Source organism: Sphingomonas albertensis (genome assembly GCF_014358075.1).
Lineage (GTDB): Bacteria > Pseudomonadota > Alphaproteobacteria > Sphingomonadales > Sphingomonadaceae > Sphingomonas > Sphingomonas albertensis.
This window is the reverse complement of record NZ_JACONT010000052.1, coordinates 1-15,615: the sequence shown is the minus strand read 5'-3', so window position 1 is coordinate 15,615 and position 15,615 is coordinate 1. Positions and strand designations below refer to the sequence as shown.

Genomic DNA, 15,615 nt, shown 5'->3' with positions numbered 1-15,615 from the left:
TTGGCCAGCTTTAGCCCCAACGGTGGGATGTGCGGAACCCGACCCACCCCCAACCCCTCCCTTCCAGGGAGGGGAGCAAGTAAGGTCACCCCCGCGACCGCGCTTGGCGGTAGGTGCCCAACACCCGCAGCCACTTCGAATGGAACCCCAGTTCTTCCAGCGCATGATCGAGGTTCGCGTCGCCCGGCTTGCCGACCACATCCGCGTAGAACTCGGTCGCCGAGAAGCTGCCGTTGCGCTGATAGCTCTCCAGCTTGGTGATGTTCACCCCGTTGGTGGCGAACCCGCCGACCGCTTTGTACAGCGCGGCGGGGACGTTCTTCACCTCGAAGATCAGCGTCGTCATCCATTCGCCGCCGACCGGCTCCTGCGCCGCGGGCGGCTTGCCGCCGCGCGCCAGCACCACGAACCGCGTCGTGTTGTGATCCGCATCGGCGATGTCGGTCGCGAGCAACTCCAAACCGTACAGCCCGGCCGCAGCAGGCGGCGCCAGCGCGGCAATCGCAGGATCGGCGAGCTCGGCCACCTTCGCCGCAGCCCCGGCGGTGTCGGGATAGCTCACCGGCTCGATCCCGTGCGCCTTCAACCAATGCCGGCACTGCCCGAGCGCCTGCGGGTGGCTCATTGCCTGGCGGATACCGTCGCGTGGACCGGGTCCCATCAGCGCATGGCGGATCGGCAGGAAATGCTCGCCGGTGATCACCAAGCCCGATTCGGGCAGCAGGAAATGGATGTCGGCGACGCGGCCATGCAGCGAATTCTCGATCGGGATGATCGCGCAGTCCGCCCGTCCGTCCTTCACCGCATCGATCGCGTCGGAGAAATCGAAGCAGGGCAGGGGCAGGCCGTTCGGGAACGCCTCGACCGCCGCGACATGGCTGTTGGCGCCCGGCGCACCCTGGAACGCCACGGCGCGCGCGGGGTCTGCGGCGGCAGCTTCGGTCATCCGCGCGACGATCGGGCGGGCGGGTGCGGCGAAGTTTTCCATCCGCCGGGCGCGTAATGGGGCCGGCGCGCATGTTCAAGAGCGGGTGAAGGCGCGGCTTGCGGTGCGCGCCCGCCTTTTCTATGGCTATCCCAAACAGAACAGGGCGGATGCGCAAGATGGACAATCGGACCAATACGATCGCCGGCTGGGTGCTCGCAGGATGTGGTGCGGCGCTCGGGCTGTCGATCGTCGGTGGGATGTTGTTCCACGGCGAGCGACCGGAGAAGATGGGCTACGCGATCGAGGGCGTGGTCGAGGAAGGCGCTGGCGGTGCCGCCGCGGACGTGCCGATCGCCTCGCTGCTGCCGACCGCCGACGCCGCCAAGGGCGCCGAAGTGTTCAAGAAGTGCGCGGCCTGCCACACCATCAACCAGGGCGGTGCGAACGGTGTCGGCCCGAACCTTTACGGCACGCTCGGTGAAGCGATCGCCAAGGGCAAGAACGGTTTCGCCTTCTCCGCTGCGCTGGCGGGTGTCGGCGGCACCTGGGACTTCGACAAGATGAACGCGTGGCTGACGTCCCCGCGCAAGTTCGCCAACGGCACGAAGATGACCTTTGCCGGCCTCGGCAACGCGCAGGACCGTGCGAACGTGATCCTGTACCTCAACCAGCAGGGCTCGAACCTGCCGCTGCCGGCGGCACCCGCCGCGGGCGCTGCGCCGGCCGCCGGCGCGGACCAGCCCGCAACCGCCAACGCGGCCGAGGCTGCGGTGGAGAACGGCGCGGATACGGCGGACATCGCCAACACCGGCACGCCTGCGTCGGGTGCACCGTCGGTGGATCCGGAAGCCGCCCGCAAGGGCGCGCGCTCGGAGAAGTAACCTCTTCCTGCTCCTTCTCCCCTCCGGGGAGAGGGCTGGGGTGAGGGGCAGTACCAGGCGCTGCACTGCTTGGCAGCCCCTCACCCCGACCCTCTCCCCGGAGGGGAGAGGGGTTAGAAGGGGTGTCTTCACACTCCGGGAACCTCAGCCCTCGGCGGCTTCCTTCTCGGCCCGCTCACGATAGAACGACTGCACCGCGTCCCAGGCTTCGTCCGCGGTCTCGACGTAGCGGAAGATCGACAGGTCCTTCTCGCTGACGACGCCTTCCTCGACCAGCGCATCGAAATTGACGACCCGCTCCCAGAATTCGCGGCCGAACAGCAGCACCGGGATCGGCTGGATCTTCCCCGTCTGGATCAGCGTCAGCAGCTCGAACAGCTCGTCGAACGTCCCGAACCCACCCGGAAACGCGGCGAGCGCGCGGGCGTGGAGCAGGAAGTGCATCTTCCGCAGCGCGAAATAGTGGAACTGCACCGACAGCGACGGGGTGACGTACGGGTTCGGCGCCTGCTCGTGCGGCAGGACGATGTTCAGCCCGATCGATTCGGCCCCCACGTCGTCCGCGCCGCGGTTCGCCGCTTCCATGATCGACGGACCGCCACCCGAGCACACCACGAACTGCCGCCAGCCACGCTCGTCGCGCGGCAACACGCTGACCTTGGCCGCCAGCTCACGCGCGACGTCGTAATATTTCGACTTCTCGACCAGCCGCTCGGCGATCTTCTTCGACTTCTCGTCGGTTGCGAGCGCCAGCAATGCCTGGGCCTTCGACGGCTCGGGAATGCGTGCCGAACCATAGAACACGAACGTCGAGCCGATCTTCGCCTCGTCTAGGACGAGTTCGGTCTTCAGCAATTCGAGCTGGAACCGCACCGGGCGCAGGTCTTCGCGCAACAGGAAATCCATGTCCTGGAAGGCGAGCCGGTAATGCGGGTGCTGCGTCTGCGGGGTGGAGACGGAGTCCTTGGCGGTCTCGGCGTCCTGGCTGGCGTTGGGGAAAACGCGTGTCGGTATACGTGTATCGGTCATTCAGGCGCGACTAGAGGAAAGGCGGGGGCAGGGCTAGACTGCCGTTTTCCTGCGAACGCAGGAATCCAGGGTCGCGGAGTACCGCGTTCGTAATCCTGGCCTCCCGCGTGCGCAGGAGAGCATCAGCGGCAGAAACCCGCGCGATCGTCCTCGAGATGCAGGTGGTTGCGATGCGCGGCGTTGTAGTCCGGGCTGAGCACAGTCCCGAACCGCTTGCACGCCGACGCGCGGATCGTCTGGAGGAACTGCCGAACCTGCGGATCGGACGAGTTCCAGTCGTTGAGCACGGTGATTCGCCGCCCGTCCTTCAGCACGAACCCGCCGACATCGATCGCGTTGGCGATCGCATGCCCGGAGCGCCGGCTCGCATTGCGCGCCGAACCGACGACGTTGCGACACGAATAGCTCCCCATGCTGTCGATCCGCGCGAGTTCGCTGCCGAGCATCTGATAGGCGGCGGGTGCCACCGCGTTGCGCGTCCAGCCGATGAACGCGCGTGCCGCGCCGCACCGGACCGCAGTGAGGTTGGCGACCGGCACACCGATATCGACCAGTTTGACGGTGCCGGCGAGCCCGCAACCGGGGCCAGTCTCGCGGTCGGGCAGGAGCTGGAACGATACGTGGAGTTGGCGGAGATCGGCAAGGCACTGCGCTGTTTCCCGATTGCTCGGGACGGAGAGGTTGGGGCGGGTTTGTTGCGGGGCAGTGGGACGATCGGCGCGCCCACAGGCGGCAAGCAGAAGGGTAACGATAAGGGAGCAAAATACGCGATACATGGGCGTATAATCCTCGCCTTGGCCGTGATTGTCACCCTTTCTCCGTTCGTGCTGAGCGAAGTCGAAGCATCTCGCCACAGGGACGGGTCGCCGCAGGGACGGGACCCTTCGACTTCGCTCAGGGCGAACGGCAGGGAGAAGAGTTGACACCCCCGCGAACGCCGCTAGGGCCGGCGATGGGCCACGCGGTCCCAACGCCGCGCGTGCTCTCTGTGAGGAGAGATACATTGACGAATACGACCTACGCACCCGCTACAGGTGCGCCTGCGCTGCCTGCTACGAAGCCCGCACGTCCCTTTTTCAGCTCCGGTCCCTGCGCGAAACCTCCGGGTTGGTCCGCGGACAAGCTCGCCACCGCATCGCTCGGTCGCTCGCATCGCTCGAAGATCGGCAAGACCCGCCTCCAGTACAGCATCGACCTGATGCGTGAACTGCTCAAGCTTCCCGACACCCACCGCATCGGTATCGTCCCCGGTTCCGACACCGGCGCGTATGAGATGGCGATGTGGACGATGCTGGGCGCGAAGCCGGTGACGGCGCTCGCATGGGAAAGCTTTGGCGAAGGCTGGGTCACGGATGCCGTGAAGCAGCTCAAGATCGACCCCACCGTGGTGCGCGCCGATTACGGCCAGCTGCCCGATCTGGACTCGGTCGACTGGTCGAATGACGTGCTGTTCACCTGGAACGGCACCACCAGCGGCGTGCGCGTGCCGAACGCGGACTGGATCCCGGACGACCGCGAAGGGCTGTCGTTCGCCGATGCGACGTCGGGCGTGTTTGCGTACGACATCGACTGGACGAAGATCGATGTAGCCACCTTCTCGTGGCAGAAGGTGCTCGGCGGCGAGGGCGCGCACGGCGTGCTGATCCTCGGGCCGCGCGCGGTCGAGCGGCTTGAGACGTACACGCCGGCTTGGCCGCTGCCGAAGGTGTTCCGCCTCGTCTCGAAGGGCAAGCTCACCGAGGGCGTGTTCAAGGGCGAGACGATCAACACGCCGTCGATGCTGGCCGTCGAGGATGCGATCTTCAGCCTCGAATGGGCGAAGTCGCTTGGCGAGGACGGCTTGATCAAGCGGTCGGATGCGAATGCTGCTGCTTTGGACAAGATCGTCGCGGAGCGCGACTGGCTCGGGCATCTGGCGATCGATCCGACGACGCGGTCGAAGACCAGCGTTTGCCTCACGGTCGAGGGAGCGGACGAGGCGCTGATCAAGGCGATGGCCTCGGCGCTCGAAAAGGCCGGCGCGGCGTATGACGTGGCGGGTTACCGCGACGCGCCTCCGGGCCTGCGTATCTGGTGCGGCGCGACCGTCGACACCGCCGACATCGTGGCGCTCGGCCCGTGGCTCGACTGGGCCTACGCGAGCGCCAAGGCCGCTTAATCAATATCGCTCCCTCTCCCCGCCGGGGAGAGGGCTGGGGTGACGGGCCGCCAAGCAGCGCCACCTCCCCGTACCACCCCTCACCCCGACCCTCTCCCCGGAGGGGAGAGGGAGAAGAAGGAAATCCCATGCCAAAAGTCCTCATTTCCGACAAAATGGATCCCCGCGCTGCCCAGATCTTCCGCGAGCGCGGCGTCGAGGTCGACGAGATCACCGGCAAGACTCCGCAAGAACTGATGGCGATGATCGGCGAGTATGACGGCCTCGCGATCCGCAGCTCGACCAAGGTGACCAAGGAAATCCTCGAGCACGCCACTAACCTCAAGGTCGTCGGCCGTGCCGGCATCGGCGTCGACAACGTCGACATCCCCGCCGCCTCGGCAAAGGGCGTGGTCGTCATGAACACGCCGTTCGGCAACTCGATCACCACCGCCGAGCACGCGATCGCGCTGATGTTCGCGCTCGCCCGCCAGCTTCCCGAGGCCGATGCCTCGACCCAGGCAGGCAAGTGGGAGAAGAACCGCTTCATGGGCGTCGAGCTGACGTCGAAGACGCTCGGCCTGATCGGCGCGGGCAATATCGGCTCGATCGTCGCCGACCGTGCGCGCGGCCTGAAGATGAAGGTCGTCGCGTTCGATCCTTTCCTGACGCCCGAGCGCGCGATCGAGATCGGCGTCGAGAAGGTCACGCTCGACGAACTGCTCGCGCGCGCCGACTTCATCACGCTGCACACGCCGCTGACCGACCAGACGCGCAACATCCTCTCGGCCGAGGCGCTCGCCAAGACCAAGAAGGGCGTGCGGGTCATCAACTGCGCACGCGGCGGCCTGATCGACGAGGTCGCGCTGAAGGCGGCGCTCGATTCGGGGCAGGTCGGCGGCGCCGCGCTCGACGTGTTCGTCGAGGAGCCCGCCAAGGCGTCGCCGCTGTTCAACACGCCGAACTTCATCAGCACTCCGCATCTCGGCGCGTCGACGACCGAGGCGCAGGTCAACGTCGCGATCCAGGTCGCCGAGCAGATGGCCGATTTCCTGATGTCGGGCGGCGTCACCAATGCGCTCAACATGCCGTCGCTGTCGGCCGAGGAAGCGCCGAAGCTCAAGCCGTACATGGCGCTGGCCGAGAAGCTGGGGTCGCTGGTCGGCCAGCTGACCACCGGTGCAGTGTCCCGCATTTCGGTGCATACCGAGGGCGCGGCGGCTGAGCTCAATGCGAAGCCGATCACGAGCGCGGTGCTCGCGGGCTATCTCCAGACGCAGACCGCGACCGTCAACATGGTCAACGCGCCGGTGCTGGCGCGCGAGCGTGGCTTGGAAGTCCGCGAAGTCCGTACCGAGCGCGAGGCGGATTACCACACGCTGCTCCGCGTTTCGGTGAAGACCGAGGACGGCGAGCGGTCGGTTGCGGGCACGTTGTTCGGCGATTCGGCGCCGCGATTGGTGGAACTGCTGGGGATCAAGATTGAAGCCGATCTGGCCGGGCCGATGCTGTACGTCGTCAACGAGGATGCGCCGGGGTTCATCGGTCGTCTCGGAACTGCGCTTGGCGAGGCTGGCGTGAACATCGGGACGTTCCATCTCGGGCGGCGTTCGGCGGGCGGTGAGGCGGTGCTGCTGTTGTCGGTCGACGAAGCCGTGACCCCCGACCTGTTGACGAAAGTCCGCGCCCTCCCCGGCGTGAAGACCGCAATGGGCCTCAACTTCTAACGGTGTTACTGACTTAGCCCTCTCCCCTCCGGGGAGAGGGTTGGGTGAGGGGCAGTTGGAGAGGACGGCGCTCGCGGCGCCCCTCACCCCAGCCCTCTCCCCGGAAGGGGGAGAGGGAGCAGGAGCAGTGAAGGTCGACGACCTACTCTTGGATCGCGCGAAGCGGATGCGGCGCGAGCCTACCCCGGCAGAGGCGAAACTCTGGCGCCACCTCCGTGACCGGCAGATCGCTAACACCAAATTCACCCGCCAGTTCGTCATCGGCGCCTACATCGCCGACTTCGCTGCGCGCGACGCCAAACTGATCATCGAGGTTGACGGCGATACGCATGTTGACCAAGCGCGCGACGAAAGCCGAACGGATTGGCTGCAAAGACAGGGATATCGCGTGATACGGTTCAGCAACGCCGACATCACGTCCGGGATGGACGGGGTCTGGCACGTTATTTCTGCAGCTCTCACAGCGGAGCATGCGCAGTGACCGCACTCCTCCCCGAAGGCTTCCGAGATCGCCTGCCGCCGTTCGCCGATTCGGCTGCGGCACTGGAAGCTCGCGTGCTCGAAGCAGCCCGGCTCCACGGCTACGAGCGCGTCGATCCGCCGCTCGCCGAATTCGCCGATGGGCTGGAGATGCGGCTTAAAGCTGGCGGCCTTCACGATGCGGTACGCTTCGTCGATCCGGTGTCGCAGCGGACGCTGGCGATCCGCCCCGACATCACTGCACAGGTCGCGCGGATCGCTGCCACGCGGATGGGCCACCACCCTCGGCCGGTTCGGCTGAGCTATGCGGGGTCGGTGCTTAAGCTGCGGGCGTCACAGCTCGCGCCCGCGCGTGAGACCCGGCAGATTGGCTGCGAGCTGATCGGCTTGGACTCGGTCGCCGCCGCGCAGGAACTCGTCGCGGTCGCGGTCGACATGATCGCCGCCGCGGATGTCACTGGCGCGTCGATCGACTTCACGCTCCCCGACCTCGTGTCGACGCTCGCCGCCGGCCCGCTCCCCGTCGCATCTGAGCAGATCGCCACCCTGCGCGATCGGCTCGACGCGAAGGACGCCGGCGCCGTTGCTGCACTCGCGCCCGCCTATCTCCCGCTGATCGAGGCCGCAGGGCCGTTCGACCAGGCGATGGACCGCCTCCGTGCGTTCGACACGACCGGTGCGCTGGCTTCGCGCCTCGACGGTCTCGCGCGCATTGCCGAAGCACTCGACGGCCGCGTCGCGCTGACGCTCGACCCGACCGAGCGGCATGGCTTCGAATACCAGACCTGGCTCGGCTTCTCGCTCTTCGCCGACGGCTCGCCACGCGAAGTCGGCCGCGGCGGCACCTACACCGTGGTCCACGAGACCGGGGCCGAGGAAGCCGCTACGGGCTTCTCGCTCTATGCCGATGCACTCGTCGAGCGCGTCGCCACCGTCGATCGCCGTCGCCTCTTCCTCCCGTTCGGCACGCCAGCCAGCGAAGGCGCCGCCATGCGTGCGCAAGGCTGGGTCACGGTCGCCGCACTGGACGCCGGCGACACCCCCGAAGCACAAGTCTGCACGCATGTTTGGGTCTCAAGTGAAGATCCGGGGGTAGCAGGCGAGCCCCGCGCGCTGTAGGCGCTGCGCGTAATCCTCAGGAGATAGAGTTTGGCCAACGTAGCAGTCATCGGCGCGCAATGGGGCGACGAAGGCAAGGGCAAGATCGTCGACTGGCTCGCCGAGCGTGCCGACATGGTCGTGCGGTTCCAGGGCGGCCACAATGCCGGCCACACACTGGTCGTCGGCGACAACGTGTACAAATTGTCGCTGCTGCCATCGGGCATCGTCCGCGGCACGCCGTCGTTCATCGGCAACGGCGTGGTGCTCGATCCCTGGGCGCTGAAGGACGAGATCGCGCGATTGGGCGCGCAGGGCGTTGTCGCGACGCCGGAGACGCTGCGGATCGCCGATACCTGCGCATTGATTCTGCCGTTCCACCGCGATCTCGACGGTCTGCGCGAGGACGCCAGCGGCGCCGGCAAGATCGGCACCACGCGCCGCGGCATCGGGCCCGCATATGAGGACAAGGTCGGCCGTCGCGCGATCCGCGTGTGCGATCTGGCCCACCTCGACGATCTCGGGCCGCAGCTCGATCGACTTACCGCGCATCACGACGCACTCCGCGCCGGGTTCGGCGAACCGCCGATCGATCGCGAGCGCCTCATTGCCGAGCTGCGCGAGATCGCCGGCTTCGTGCTGCCGTTCGCGAAGCCCGTGTGGCGCGATCTCAACGCCGCGCGCTCGGCCGGCAAGCGGATCCTGTTCGAGGGCGCGCAGGGCGTGCTGCTCGACGTCGATCACGGCACCTATCCGTTCGTGACCTCGTCGAACACCATCGCGGGTGCTGCGGCCGGTGGCTCTGGCCTCGGGCCATCCGCGGTCGGCTTCGTGCTTGGTATCGCCAAGGCCTATACGACGCGTGTCGGTTCGGGACCATTCCCGACCGAGCTCGAGAACGAGACCGGCGAGCGCCTTGGCGTCCGCGGCCACGAATTCGGCACCGTCACCGGACGGAAGCGCCGCTGCGGCTGGTTCGATGCGGTGCTGGTGCGCCAGGCGGCGGCGGTCGGTGGGATCACGGGAATCGCACTGACCAAGATCGACGTGCTCGACGGGTTCGAGACCGTATCGATCTGCACCGGCTACAGCTTGCGCGGCGAGACGCTCGATTACTTCCCGGCGCATGCAGCGGACCAGGCGCTGGTCGAGCCGATCTACGAGACGATGGAAGGCTGGCAGGAGACGACCGCCGGCGCGCGCAGCTGGGCCGACCTGCCGGCGCAGGCGATCAAGTATATCCGCCGCATCGAGGAGCTGATCCGCTGCCCGGTGACGCTGGTTTCGACCAGCCCGCAGCGAGCCGACACGATCCTCGTCCGCGATCCGTTCTCGGATTGATACGCAAAAAGCCGGGCGATCGCCCGCCCGGCTTTTCATTTACGCGAGAAGGGCTGGATCAGCGCGGCGTGGTCGTGCCGGTCGTTCCACCCGTGGTCGAACCCATCGTGCCACCGGTGGTCATGCCACCCATGGTGCCGCCGGTGGTTCCACCCATCGTACCGGTCGTGGTGCCCGTGGTGCCGCCCATGGTGTCGGCGCCCATCGTGCTGCCGGTCGTGCCGGACATGGTGCTGCCCGTCGTGCCGGTACCACGAGTCGTGCCGTTCATCGTGCCCGACGTGGTGCCACGCGTACGGCTACGTTCCTTGGTGTCACGCTGCGTGCGCGTCGTCGTGGTCGACTGCGTGGTCGTCGAAGGATTGGCCTGATCCATCGTGCCGGTCGACATGCCGCCGGTCGTGCCGCCCATGGTCGAACCACCCATGGTGCCGCCGCTCATCGTTCCACCGGTGGTGCCGCCCATCGAGCCAGTGGTGCCCGTCTGAGCCATCGCCACGCTTGGAATGATCAGGGCTGCGGCTGCGATCGAAGTTAGAATACGCATTATCACTCTCCTAAGTTATTGAAGAGCAAGCGCTTCAGTGCCGCATATGTTCCGTCGTCAGCCGCACTGGCCCCGATGCAGCAACGCCTGGTCGGCCAGCACAAGCGCGACCATCGCCTCGACGACGGGGACTCCGCGGATGCCGACGCAGGGATCGTGACGCCCCTTGGTGGCGATCGTCGCGGCCTCGCCGGTCGGGCTGATCGTCTCGACCGGGGTGAGGATCGAACTGGTCGGCTTGAACGCCACACGTAGGCGGATCGGCTGGCCGGTCGCAATCCCGCCGGCGATCCCGCCCGCATGGTTGGCGAGGAATTCAGGACCATCGACGCCCGGACGCATCGGATCCGCATTCGCTTCGCCCGACAGCGCGGCGGCGGCGAATCCGTCGCCGATTTCGATGCCCTTGACGGCATTGATGCTCATGCAGGCGGAGGCGAGTTCGGAGTCGAGCTTGGCGTAGAGCGGCGCGCCCCAGCCTGCGGGCACCCCGGTCGCCTCGCACGCGATCACCGCGCCCAGCGACGAGCCTGACTTCCGCGCGGCGTCGACGAGCGTCTCCCAGCGCAGCGCGGCTTCGGCATCGGGGCAGAAGAACGGGTTCTGATCGATCTGCGCATCGTCGAAGTTCGCCGGATCGATCGCATCGCCGCCGATCGCCTCGACCCACGCGCGGACGCGGACCTGCGGGACAACGAGCCGCGCGACCGCACCAGCGGCAACGCGCGCTGCCGTTTCGCGCGCAGACGAGCGCCCACCACCACGAAAATCGCGGAAGCCGTATTTCGCATCATAGGCATAGTCGGCATGGCCGGGGCGATACGCCTTGGCGACGTCGGAATAGTCCTTCGAGCGCTGATCGACATTCTCGATCATCAGGCTGATCGGCGTGCCGGTGGTGCGGCCGTCGAACACGCCAGAGAGGATGCGGACGGTATCCGGCTCGCGCCGCTGCGTGGTAAAGCGCGAGGTTCCGGGGCGGCGCTTGTCGAGCCACGGCTGGATATCGGCCTCGCTCAGCGCGATCCCCGGCGGGCACCCATCGACGACTGCGCCAAGCGCAGGGCCATGCGACTCACCCCAGGTGGTGAAGCGGAACAGCCGTCCAAACGTATTGAAGCTCATTCCGCTGCGACCGCATCCCAGGCAGCGCCGAACCGCTCCGCCATGTAACGCGCCGTGCCGAAGCGGCCGGCCATGAGCCCCGCCACGGTAAAGTCAGCGTCGAGCGACTCCCAATGCAGGCCAAATCCGACGCCCAGTATTTCGACTTCGGCGATCTGGTCCGGGGTCGCGCGATCAAAGCCCTGCAACAGATGCGGAGGGAATGCGAACGTCGATCCATTCACCAGATCGACCACGATCCGACCCTGGTCCCGATCGTAGCGCGCGCTCTTTGCCCGTGGCTTGGTCGCCATTGCGATGCGACCGCGCTCGTTCGCAGCCTGGATGTCTTCGTCAGTCAGTTCGGCCATGGATTTCGACCCATCTCGTCAGCAGCATTGCCCGGTTCCGTGCGACGGCGGCAAGCGCACGCCGCTGCATCGCGCCGCTCAGTCCTTCCGCATATAACATGCGCGGAGAGCCCCCGTCGCCTCCGATCTCGATCTTCGCTTCGCCGTTTCCGAATACATGAACGTGCGCTGGTGCGTGATCGTCGAGGAAGATCATGAACCGCAGGCCATGCAGTCGGAGCACGGTTGGCACTAGGCCAGCGCGATATCGGGGGCGTCTTCGGCCTTCATGCCGATCACGTTGTAGCCGGCGTCGACGTGGTGCGTCTCGCCCGTCACACCGCTCGCCAGGTCGCTCAGCAGGTACAGCCCGGCCCCGCCGACGTCGTCGATAGTCACGTTGCGCTTCAGCGGCGAGTTCAACTCGTTCCACTTCAGGATCAGGCGGAAATCGCCGATGCCGCTGGCGGCCAGCGTCTTGATCGGGCCCGCCGAGATCGCATTCACGCGGATGTTGTCGCGGCCGAGATCCACTGCGAGATACTGCACGCTGGTCTCGAGCGCGGCCTTCGCCACGCCCATCACGTTGTAGTGCGGGATGACCTTCTCGGCGCCGTAATAGCTGAGCGTCAGCATCGCGCCGCCCTCGGTCATCATCTTGGCCGCGCGCTGCGCCACCGCGACGAACGAATACACCGAGATGTTCATCGTCATCAGGAAATTGTCGAGGCTGGTATCGACGAACCGCCCGCGCAGCTCGTTCTTGTCCGAAAAGCCGATCGCGTGGACCACGAAGTCGATCGTCGGCCATTCCTGCGCCAACTTGTCGAAGGTCGCGTCTAGCGCGCCCATGTCCGACACGTCGCAATCGAACAGCCGCGCGACGCCCAGCTGTTCGGCGAGCGGGCGGACGCGCTTCTCCATCGTCTCGCCCTGATAGCTGAACGCGAGTTCGGCGCCCGCCTCGGACAGCTTCTTGGCGATCCCCCAGGCCAGCGACTTGTCGTTCGCCAGGCCCATGATCAGCCCACGCTTGCCCGCCATCAAACCGTTCACGCCATCCCCGCCTATACCTGCATATCCGTAGCGGGTTGCTCTAGCGTTGTTTCGGGTGGTTCCGCCAGTGCCGCGTTGAGATGGGCGCCGAATACCAGCCCGAGCCCGATGACGTAGAAAAACAACAGCATGATGACAACGCCCGCCAGGCTGCCATAGGTCAGGTCGTAGCCACCGAGCCGCGACAGGATCACCGGCAGCAACGCGGTCGCGCTGACCCACCAGGCGGTGGTGAACAGTGCGCCCGGCCATTTGCGGCACTTCGAATAGCGATAGCGCGACGGCGTCACCGAATAGAACAGCAGGTACAGCGCGCCGAACATCAGCAGGCCGGGAATCAGCCGCGACAGCCCGACCCACCCGGCGGCGTCCTGCGCGAAGGGGACGAGGCGGTAGATGAACTGCTCGGCCGCGGTCAGGATACCCTGGACGAGGAACGACAGCAGCGCGATCACCACCGACAGGATGATCACCGCGGACGAGCCGAGCCGCGATTTCCAGAACGGCGCGGTCGCCTTGATCCCGTAGGCGCGGTGGAAGATGTCGCGGATCGTCTCGACGAAGCTGCCGACCGTCCACAGCCCAACGAGCGCGCCGAGCCACAACAGCGACCCGGTCCGCGCGGCGAGCACGTCGGCGATCGGCTTGCGCAACAGGTCGCCGACGTTCGGCGGCAGGACGTTGAGGAACGACTCGACCGCGCGCACCGTCTCGACGCTCTGCCCGAAGATCGACAGGATCGCGGCCGCGACGATGAAGAACGGGAACACCGTCATCAACGCGAGATAGGCAAGGTTCCCCGCATGGATGAAGCCGTCGTTGAATACGCCGACGGCTGCCCGCTTGACGATTTCGAACGCGTAGCTGCCTGGCCTGACCTTCGCCATGCCGCGGGTGAGACGGGCGCGCGTCGCACCATGATCGTGCGCGCGCGCTTCGGGCGTTAGGGTATTGTCATTCACAACGGGTTCAGACGCCCATGGCCCCCCGCGGGTTCCCAGCGTTGCGCCCATCCCAGCTTTCAACGAACGCGGTCAGCGCCGCATCGCTGGCGGGAATATCGATCATGAGCGTGACCAACTGGTCGCCCCGCGTGCCGCCTTTCTTGTGGAAACCCTTACCCTTCAGGCGCAGCGTCTTGCCCGATGTCGTACCCTTGGGAATCGTCAGCATCACCGGCTTGTCGACCGTCGGTGCCTTGATCGAGCCGCCCAGCACGGCCTCGGCCAGCGTGATCGGCAGGTCGAGGCGGACATCGTCGCCGTCGCGCGTGAAGAACTTGTGCGGCTGGACCTCGATCGTCAGGATCGCATCGCCCGCGCCGCCCGGACCCTGCTCGCCCTTGCCGGCCAGTTTCATCTGCGTGCCGGTCTCGACCCCGGCGGGCAGCTTGAGGTCAAGCGTCTTGCCGTCCGCAAGCGTCACGCGCTGCGGCTCCAGCGTCGCCGCCTCGACGAACGGCACCTGCAGGCGATACGCGGCATTCTCGCCCTTGGGCTGAGGTCGGCGACCGAAGCCGCCGGAGAACCCGCCGCCGCCGCCACGCTGCGCGCCGCCGAACAAGCCCTCGAAGATGTCGCTCATGTCGGCACCGCCGGCGCCGCTCTCATAGCCTTCGCTGCGGAAGCCGCCGCCGGGCTGGGGTCGCCCGCCGCCGCCGCCGAAGCCGAACGGCGACGCCGGGTTGCCGTCGCCGTCGATCTCGCCGCGATCGAACCGTGCGCGCTTGTCCTTGTCGTTCAGCAGGTCGTACGCGTTCGTGACCGTGCTGAACCGCTCCGACGCCTTCGGGTTGTCCTTGTTGCGATCGGGATGAAGCTCCTTTGCGAGCTTGCGGTACGCCTTCTTGATGTCGGCTTCGGTCGCGTCGCGCGCTACACCCAGAGTCTTGTACGGATCGGCCACTTACGTCCCCATTCTAACTTGCGCGTCTATGTGGGGCGGTGCGCAGCGCAACGCAATTGCGCGCGTGCGGAACACGTCTGCCGCCGACCCATCCTAGACTGCCGCGAATTCGTCCAACGGCGCCACATCCACGCTGACATCCATGTTCTGTGCGCCCGACCCGAGCACCACCCCGTCGACCGGTGCGATCTCGGCGTAATCCCGCCCGACCGCCATCACGATATGGTCGCTCGCCATCCAGATTCCGTTGGTCGGATCGACGCCGACCCAGCCGCGTACCGGCCCGCACCACAGCAACACCCAGGCGTGCGTCGCATCCGCGCCGACGAGCCGGGGCTGGCCCTCGGGCGGGATCGTTCGGATATAGCCCGACGCATACGCCGCGGGCAGCCCCGCCGCGCGCAGCCCGGTGATCATGATCTGCGCGAAATCCTGGCACACGCCCTTGCGCTGGAGGAACGCCTCGTGCGGCGGCGTATCGACGAGCGTCGCGTCGGCGTCGAACTCGAACTCATGCTGGATCCGCCGCGCGAGCGCGATCCCCGCCTCCAGTGCGCCCCGGGACGGATCGAGATCGACCGCGCAATAGTCCGCGATCGCTTGGTCGAGCGGGATCAGCGGGGAGGGGTAGATGTAGTTCGCCGGGCTCGCCGCGGAGAGATCGGTGCTCGCCCGCGCCATCGCCGCGATTTCGGCGAGCGTCGGATCGCTGGCGTCGGGCACGGGGATCAGCCGGTCGACCGTGATCCGCGACCGGCTTTCAATCGTCAGGTGGCGGACCGGGCTGTCGACCACCAGCCGCGTCACGTTGGCAAGCCCCGCCTCGGCGCGCGCGGCGCTGGTGCGGCCGGCGGGGTGGACCGACAGCGTATAGGAATCCAGGTGTTGGCCCGGCCAGTCGATCGGCTTCAACCGGAGGTTGCAGCGCGCGAACTTGACGCTCGCGCCGTAATCGAACGTTGTTACGTGGCGAATATCGTAGATCATGAAAGCAACCCGCTGCCCGTCGCCGAGAGGGCGGTCCTCTTCTTA

17 protein-coding genes are annotated in these 15,615 nt (G+C 66.7%); 6 read left to right on the top strand and 11 right to left on the bottom strand.

The features are described 5' to 3' along the window. Positions 1 to 85: 85 nt before the first annotated feature. Positions 86 to 988, bottom strand: coding sequence for a prephenate dehydratase (locus H8S47_RS17305; RefSeq protein WP_187505022.1), 903 nt, complete (start codon positions 986 to 988; stop codon positions 86 to 88). A gap of 116 nt (positions 989 to 1,104) precedes the next feature. Between H8S47_RS17305 and H8S47_RS17300 the strand changes: the two genes are divergently transcribed. Then, positions 1,105 to 1,809, top strand: a complete 705-nt coding sequence (locus H8S47_RS17300; RefSeq protein WP_187505021.1) for a c-type cytochrome — start codon at positions 1,105 to 1,107, stop codon at positions 1,807 to 1,809. A 144-nt stretch (positions 1,810 to 1,953) separates the two neighbouring features. Here H8S47_RS17300 and H8S47_RS17295 read toward each other — a convergent pair whose 3' ends face one another. Together H8S47_RS17295 and H8S47_RS17290 are read right to left on the bottom strand one after the other, a co-directional pair. Beyond that, positions 1,954 to 2,838, bottom strand: a complete 885-nt coding sequence (locus H8S47_RS17295) for an LOG family protein (RefSeq protein WP_187505020.1) — start codon at positions 2,836 to 2,838, stop codon at positions 1,954 to 1,956. Between the two features lie 122 nt (positions 2,839 to 2,960). Then, on the bottom strand, positions 2,961 to 3,614 hold the full coding sequence (locus H8S47_RS17290) for an extensin family protein (protein ID WP_187505019.1): 654 nt from the start codon (positions 3,612 to 3,614) through the stop codon (positions 2,961 to 2,963). Between the two features lie 227 nt (positions 3,615 to 3,841). Here H8S47_RS17290 and H8S47_RS17285 point away from each other — a divergent pair, with 227 nt between their 5' ends. The 5 genes from H8S47_RS17285 (at position 3,842) to H8S47_RS17265 (ending at position 9,621) form a co-directional block, all read left to right on the top strand. Further along, a complete protein-coding gene (locus H8S47_RS17285) occupies positions 3,842 to 4,996 on the top strand; it encodes a phosphoserine transaminase (protein ID WP_187505018.1) in 1,155 nt (384 codons plus the stop codon). Between the two features lie 128 nt (positions 4,997 to 5,124). Further along, positions 5,125 to 6,702 carry a phosphoglycerate dehydrogenase gene (gene serA / locus H8S47_RS17280; RefSeq protein WP_187505017.1) on the top strand — a complete coding sequence of 526 codons (1,578 nt, stop codon included), beginning with the start codon at positions 5,125 to 5,127 and terminating at the stop codon, positions 6,700 to 6,702. Between the two features lie 127 nt (positions 6,703 to 6,829). After that, the gene (locus H8S47_RS17275; protein ID WP_328805596.1) at positions 6,830 to 7,183 is read left to right on the top strand and encodes an endonuclease domain-containing protein; all 354 of its coding nucleotides are present in this window, start codon (positions 6,830 to 6,832) and stop codon (positions 7,181 to 7,183) included. Next, positions 7,180 to 8,301 (top strand): ATP phosphoribosyltransferase regulatory subunit, encoded by a 1,122-nt coding sequence (locus tag H8S47_RS17270; RefSeq protein ID WP_187505016.1) that lies wholly within the window; start codon positions 7,180 to 7,182, stop codon positions 8,299 to 8,301. Before H8S47_RS17275 ends, H8S47_RS17270 begins: the two co-directional genes overlap by 4 nt. Positions 8,302 to 8,331: 30 nt before the next feature. Then, a complete protein-coding gene (locus tag H8S47_RS17265; RefSeq protein ID WP_187505015.1) occupies positions 8,332 to 9,621 on the top strand; it encodes an adenylosuccinate synthase in 1,290 nt (429 codons plus the stop codon). 58 nt (positions 9,622 to 9,679) lie between these two features. Here H8S47_RS17265 and H8S47_RS17260 read toward each other — a convergent pair whose 3' ends face one another. From H8S47_RS17260 to H8S47_RS17225, 8 genes are all read right to left on the bottom strand, one after another. Beyond that, the gene (locus H8S47_RS17260) at positions 9,680 to 10,168 is read right to left on the bottom strand and encodes a hypothetical protein (RefSeq protein WP_187505014.1); all 489 of its coding nucleotides are present in this window, start codon (positions 10,166 to 10,168) and stop codon (positions 9,680 to 9,682) included. Positions 10,169 to 10,225: 57 nt separating this feature from the next. Beyond that, positions 10,226 to 11,293: a chorismate synthase gene (gene aroC / locus H8S47_RS17255; RefSeq protein ID WP_187505013.1), complete on the bottom strand. Its 1,068-nt coding sequence runs from the start codon at positions 11,291 to 11,293 to the stop codon at positions 10,226 to 10,228. Beyond that, on the bottom strand, positions 11,290 to 11,643 hold the full coding sequence (locus H8S47_RS17250) for a DUF2442 domain-containing protein (protein WP_187505012.1): 354 nt from the start codon (positions 11,641 to 11,643) through the stop codon (positions 11,290 to 11,292). The genes aroC and H8S47_RS17250 overlap by 4 nt, the downstream gene beginning before the upstream one ends. Continuing rightward, the gene (locus H8S47_RS17245) at positions 11,627 to 11,839 is read right to left on the bottom strand and encodes a DUF4160 domain-containing protein (RefSeq protein ID WP_214655151.1); all 213 of its coding nucleotides are present in this window, start codon (positions 11,837 to 11,839) and stop codon (positions 11,627 to 11,629) included. Before H8S47_RS17245 ends, H8S47_RS17250 begins: the two co-directional genes overlap by 17 nt. 35 nt (positions 11,840 to 11,874) lie before the next feature. Further along, complete coding sequence (gene fabI, locus H8S47_RS17240; protein WP_328805595.1) at positions 11,875 to 12,678, bottom strand: enoyl-ACP reductase FabI; 804 nt, start codon at positions 12,676 to 12,678, stop codon at positions 11,875 to 11,877. 11 nt (positions 12,679 to 12,689) lie between these two features. Then, entirely contained in the window at positions 12,690 to 13,565 is an 876-nt protein-coding gene (locus tag H8S47_RS17235) for a YihY/virulence factor BrkB family protein (RefSeq protein WP_235518308.1), read from the bottom strand. An 82-nt stretch (positions 13,566 to 13,647) separates the two neighbouring features. Then, a complete protein-coding gene (locus H8S47_RS17230; protein ID WP_187505009.1) occupies positions 13,648 to 14,583 on the bottom strand; it encodes a DnaJ C-terminal domain-containing protein in 936 nt (311 codons plus the stop codon). A 93-nt stretch (positions 14,584 to 14,676) separates the two neighbouring features. Further along, a complete protein-coding gene (locus tag H8S47_RS17225; protein WP_187505008.1) occupies positions 14,677 to 15,570 on the bottom strand; it encodes a transglutaminase family protein in 894 nt (297 codons plus the stop codon). Positions 15,571 to 15,615 lie beyond the last annotated feature (45 nt).

What these genes read in the sequence shown, in the direction of transcription:
- H8S47_RS17305 (WP_187505022.1), bottom strand. Translation starts at nt 988, where the DNA reads ATGGAAAACTTCGCCGCACCCGCCCGCCCGATCGTCGCGCGGATGACC.
- H8S47_RS17300 (WP_187505021.1), top strand. Translation starts at nt 1,105, where the DNA reads ATGGACAATCGGACCAATACGATCGCCGGCTGGGTGCTCGCAGGATGT.
- H8S47_RS17295 (WP_187505020.1), bottom strand. Translation starts at nt 2,838, where the DNA reads ATGACCGATACACGTATACCGACACGCGTTTTCCCCAACGCCAGCCAG.
- H8S47_RS17290 (WP_187505019.1), bottom strand. Translation starts at nt 3,614, where the DNA reads ATGTATCGCGTATTTTGCTCCCTTATCGTTACCCTTCTGCTTGCCGCC.
- serA (WP_187505017.1), top strand. Translation starts at nt 5,125, where the DNA reads ATGCCAAAAGTCCTCATTTCCGACAAAATGGATCCCCGCGCTGCCCAG.
- H8S47_RS17260 (WP_187505014.1), bottom strand. Translation starts at nt 10,168, where the DNA reads ATGCGTATTCTAACTTCGATCGCAGCCGCAGCCCTGATCATTCCAAGC.
- aroC (WP_187505013.1), bottom strand. Translation starts at nt 11,293, where the DNA reads ATGAGCTTCAATACGTTTGGACGGCTGTTCCGCTTCACCACCTGGGGT.
- H8S47_RS17250 (WP_187505012.1), bottom strand. Translation starts at nt 11,643, where the DNA reads ATGGCCGAACTGACTGACGAAGACATCCAGGCTGCGAACGAGCGCGGT.
- H8S47_RS17245 (WP_214655151.1), bottom strand. Translation starts at nt 11,839, where the DNA reads ATGATCTTCCTCGACGATCACGCACCAGCGCACGTTCATGTATTCGGA.
- H8S47_RS17235 (WP_235518308.1), bottom strand. Translation starts at nt 13,565, where the DNA reads ATGGCGAAGGTCAGGCCAGGCAGCTACGCGTTCGAAATCGTCAAGCGG.
- H8S47_RS17225 (WP_187505008.1), bottom strand. Translation starts at nt 15,570, where the DNA reads ATGATCTACGATATTCGCCACGTAACAACGTTCGATTACGGCGCGAGC.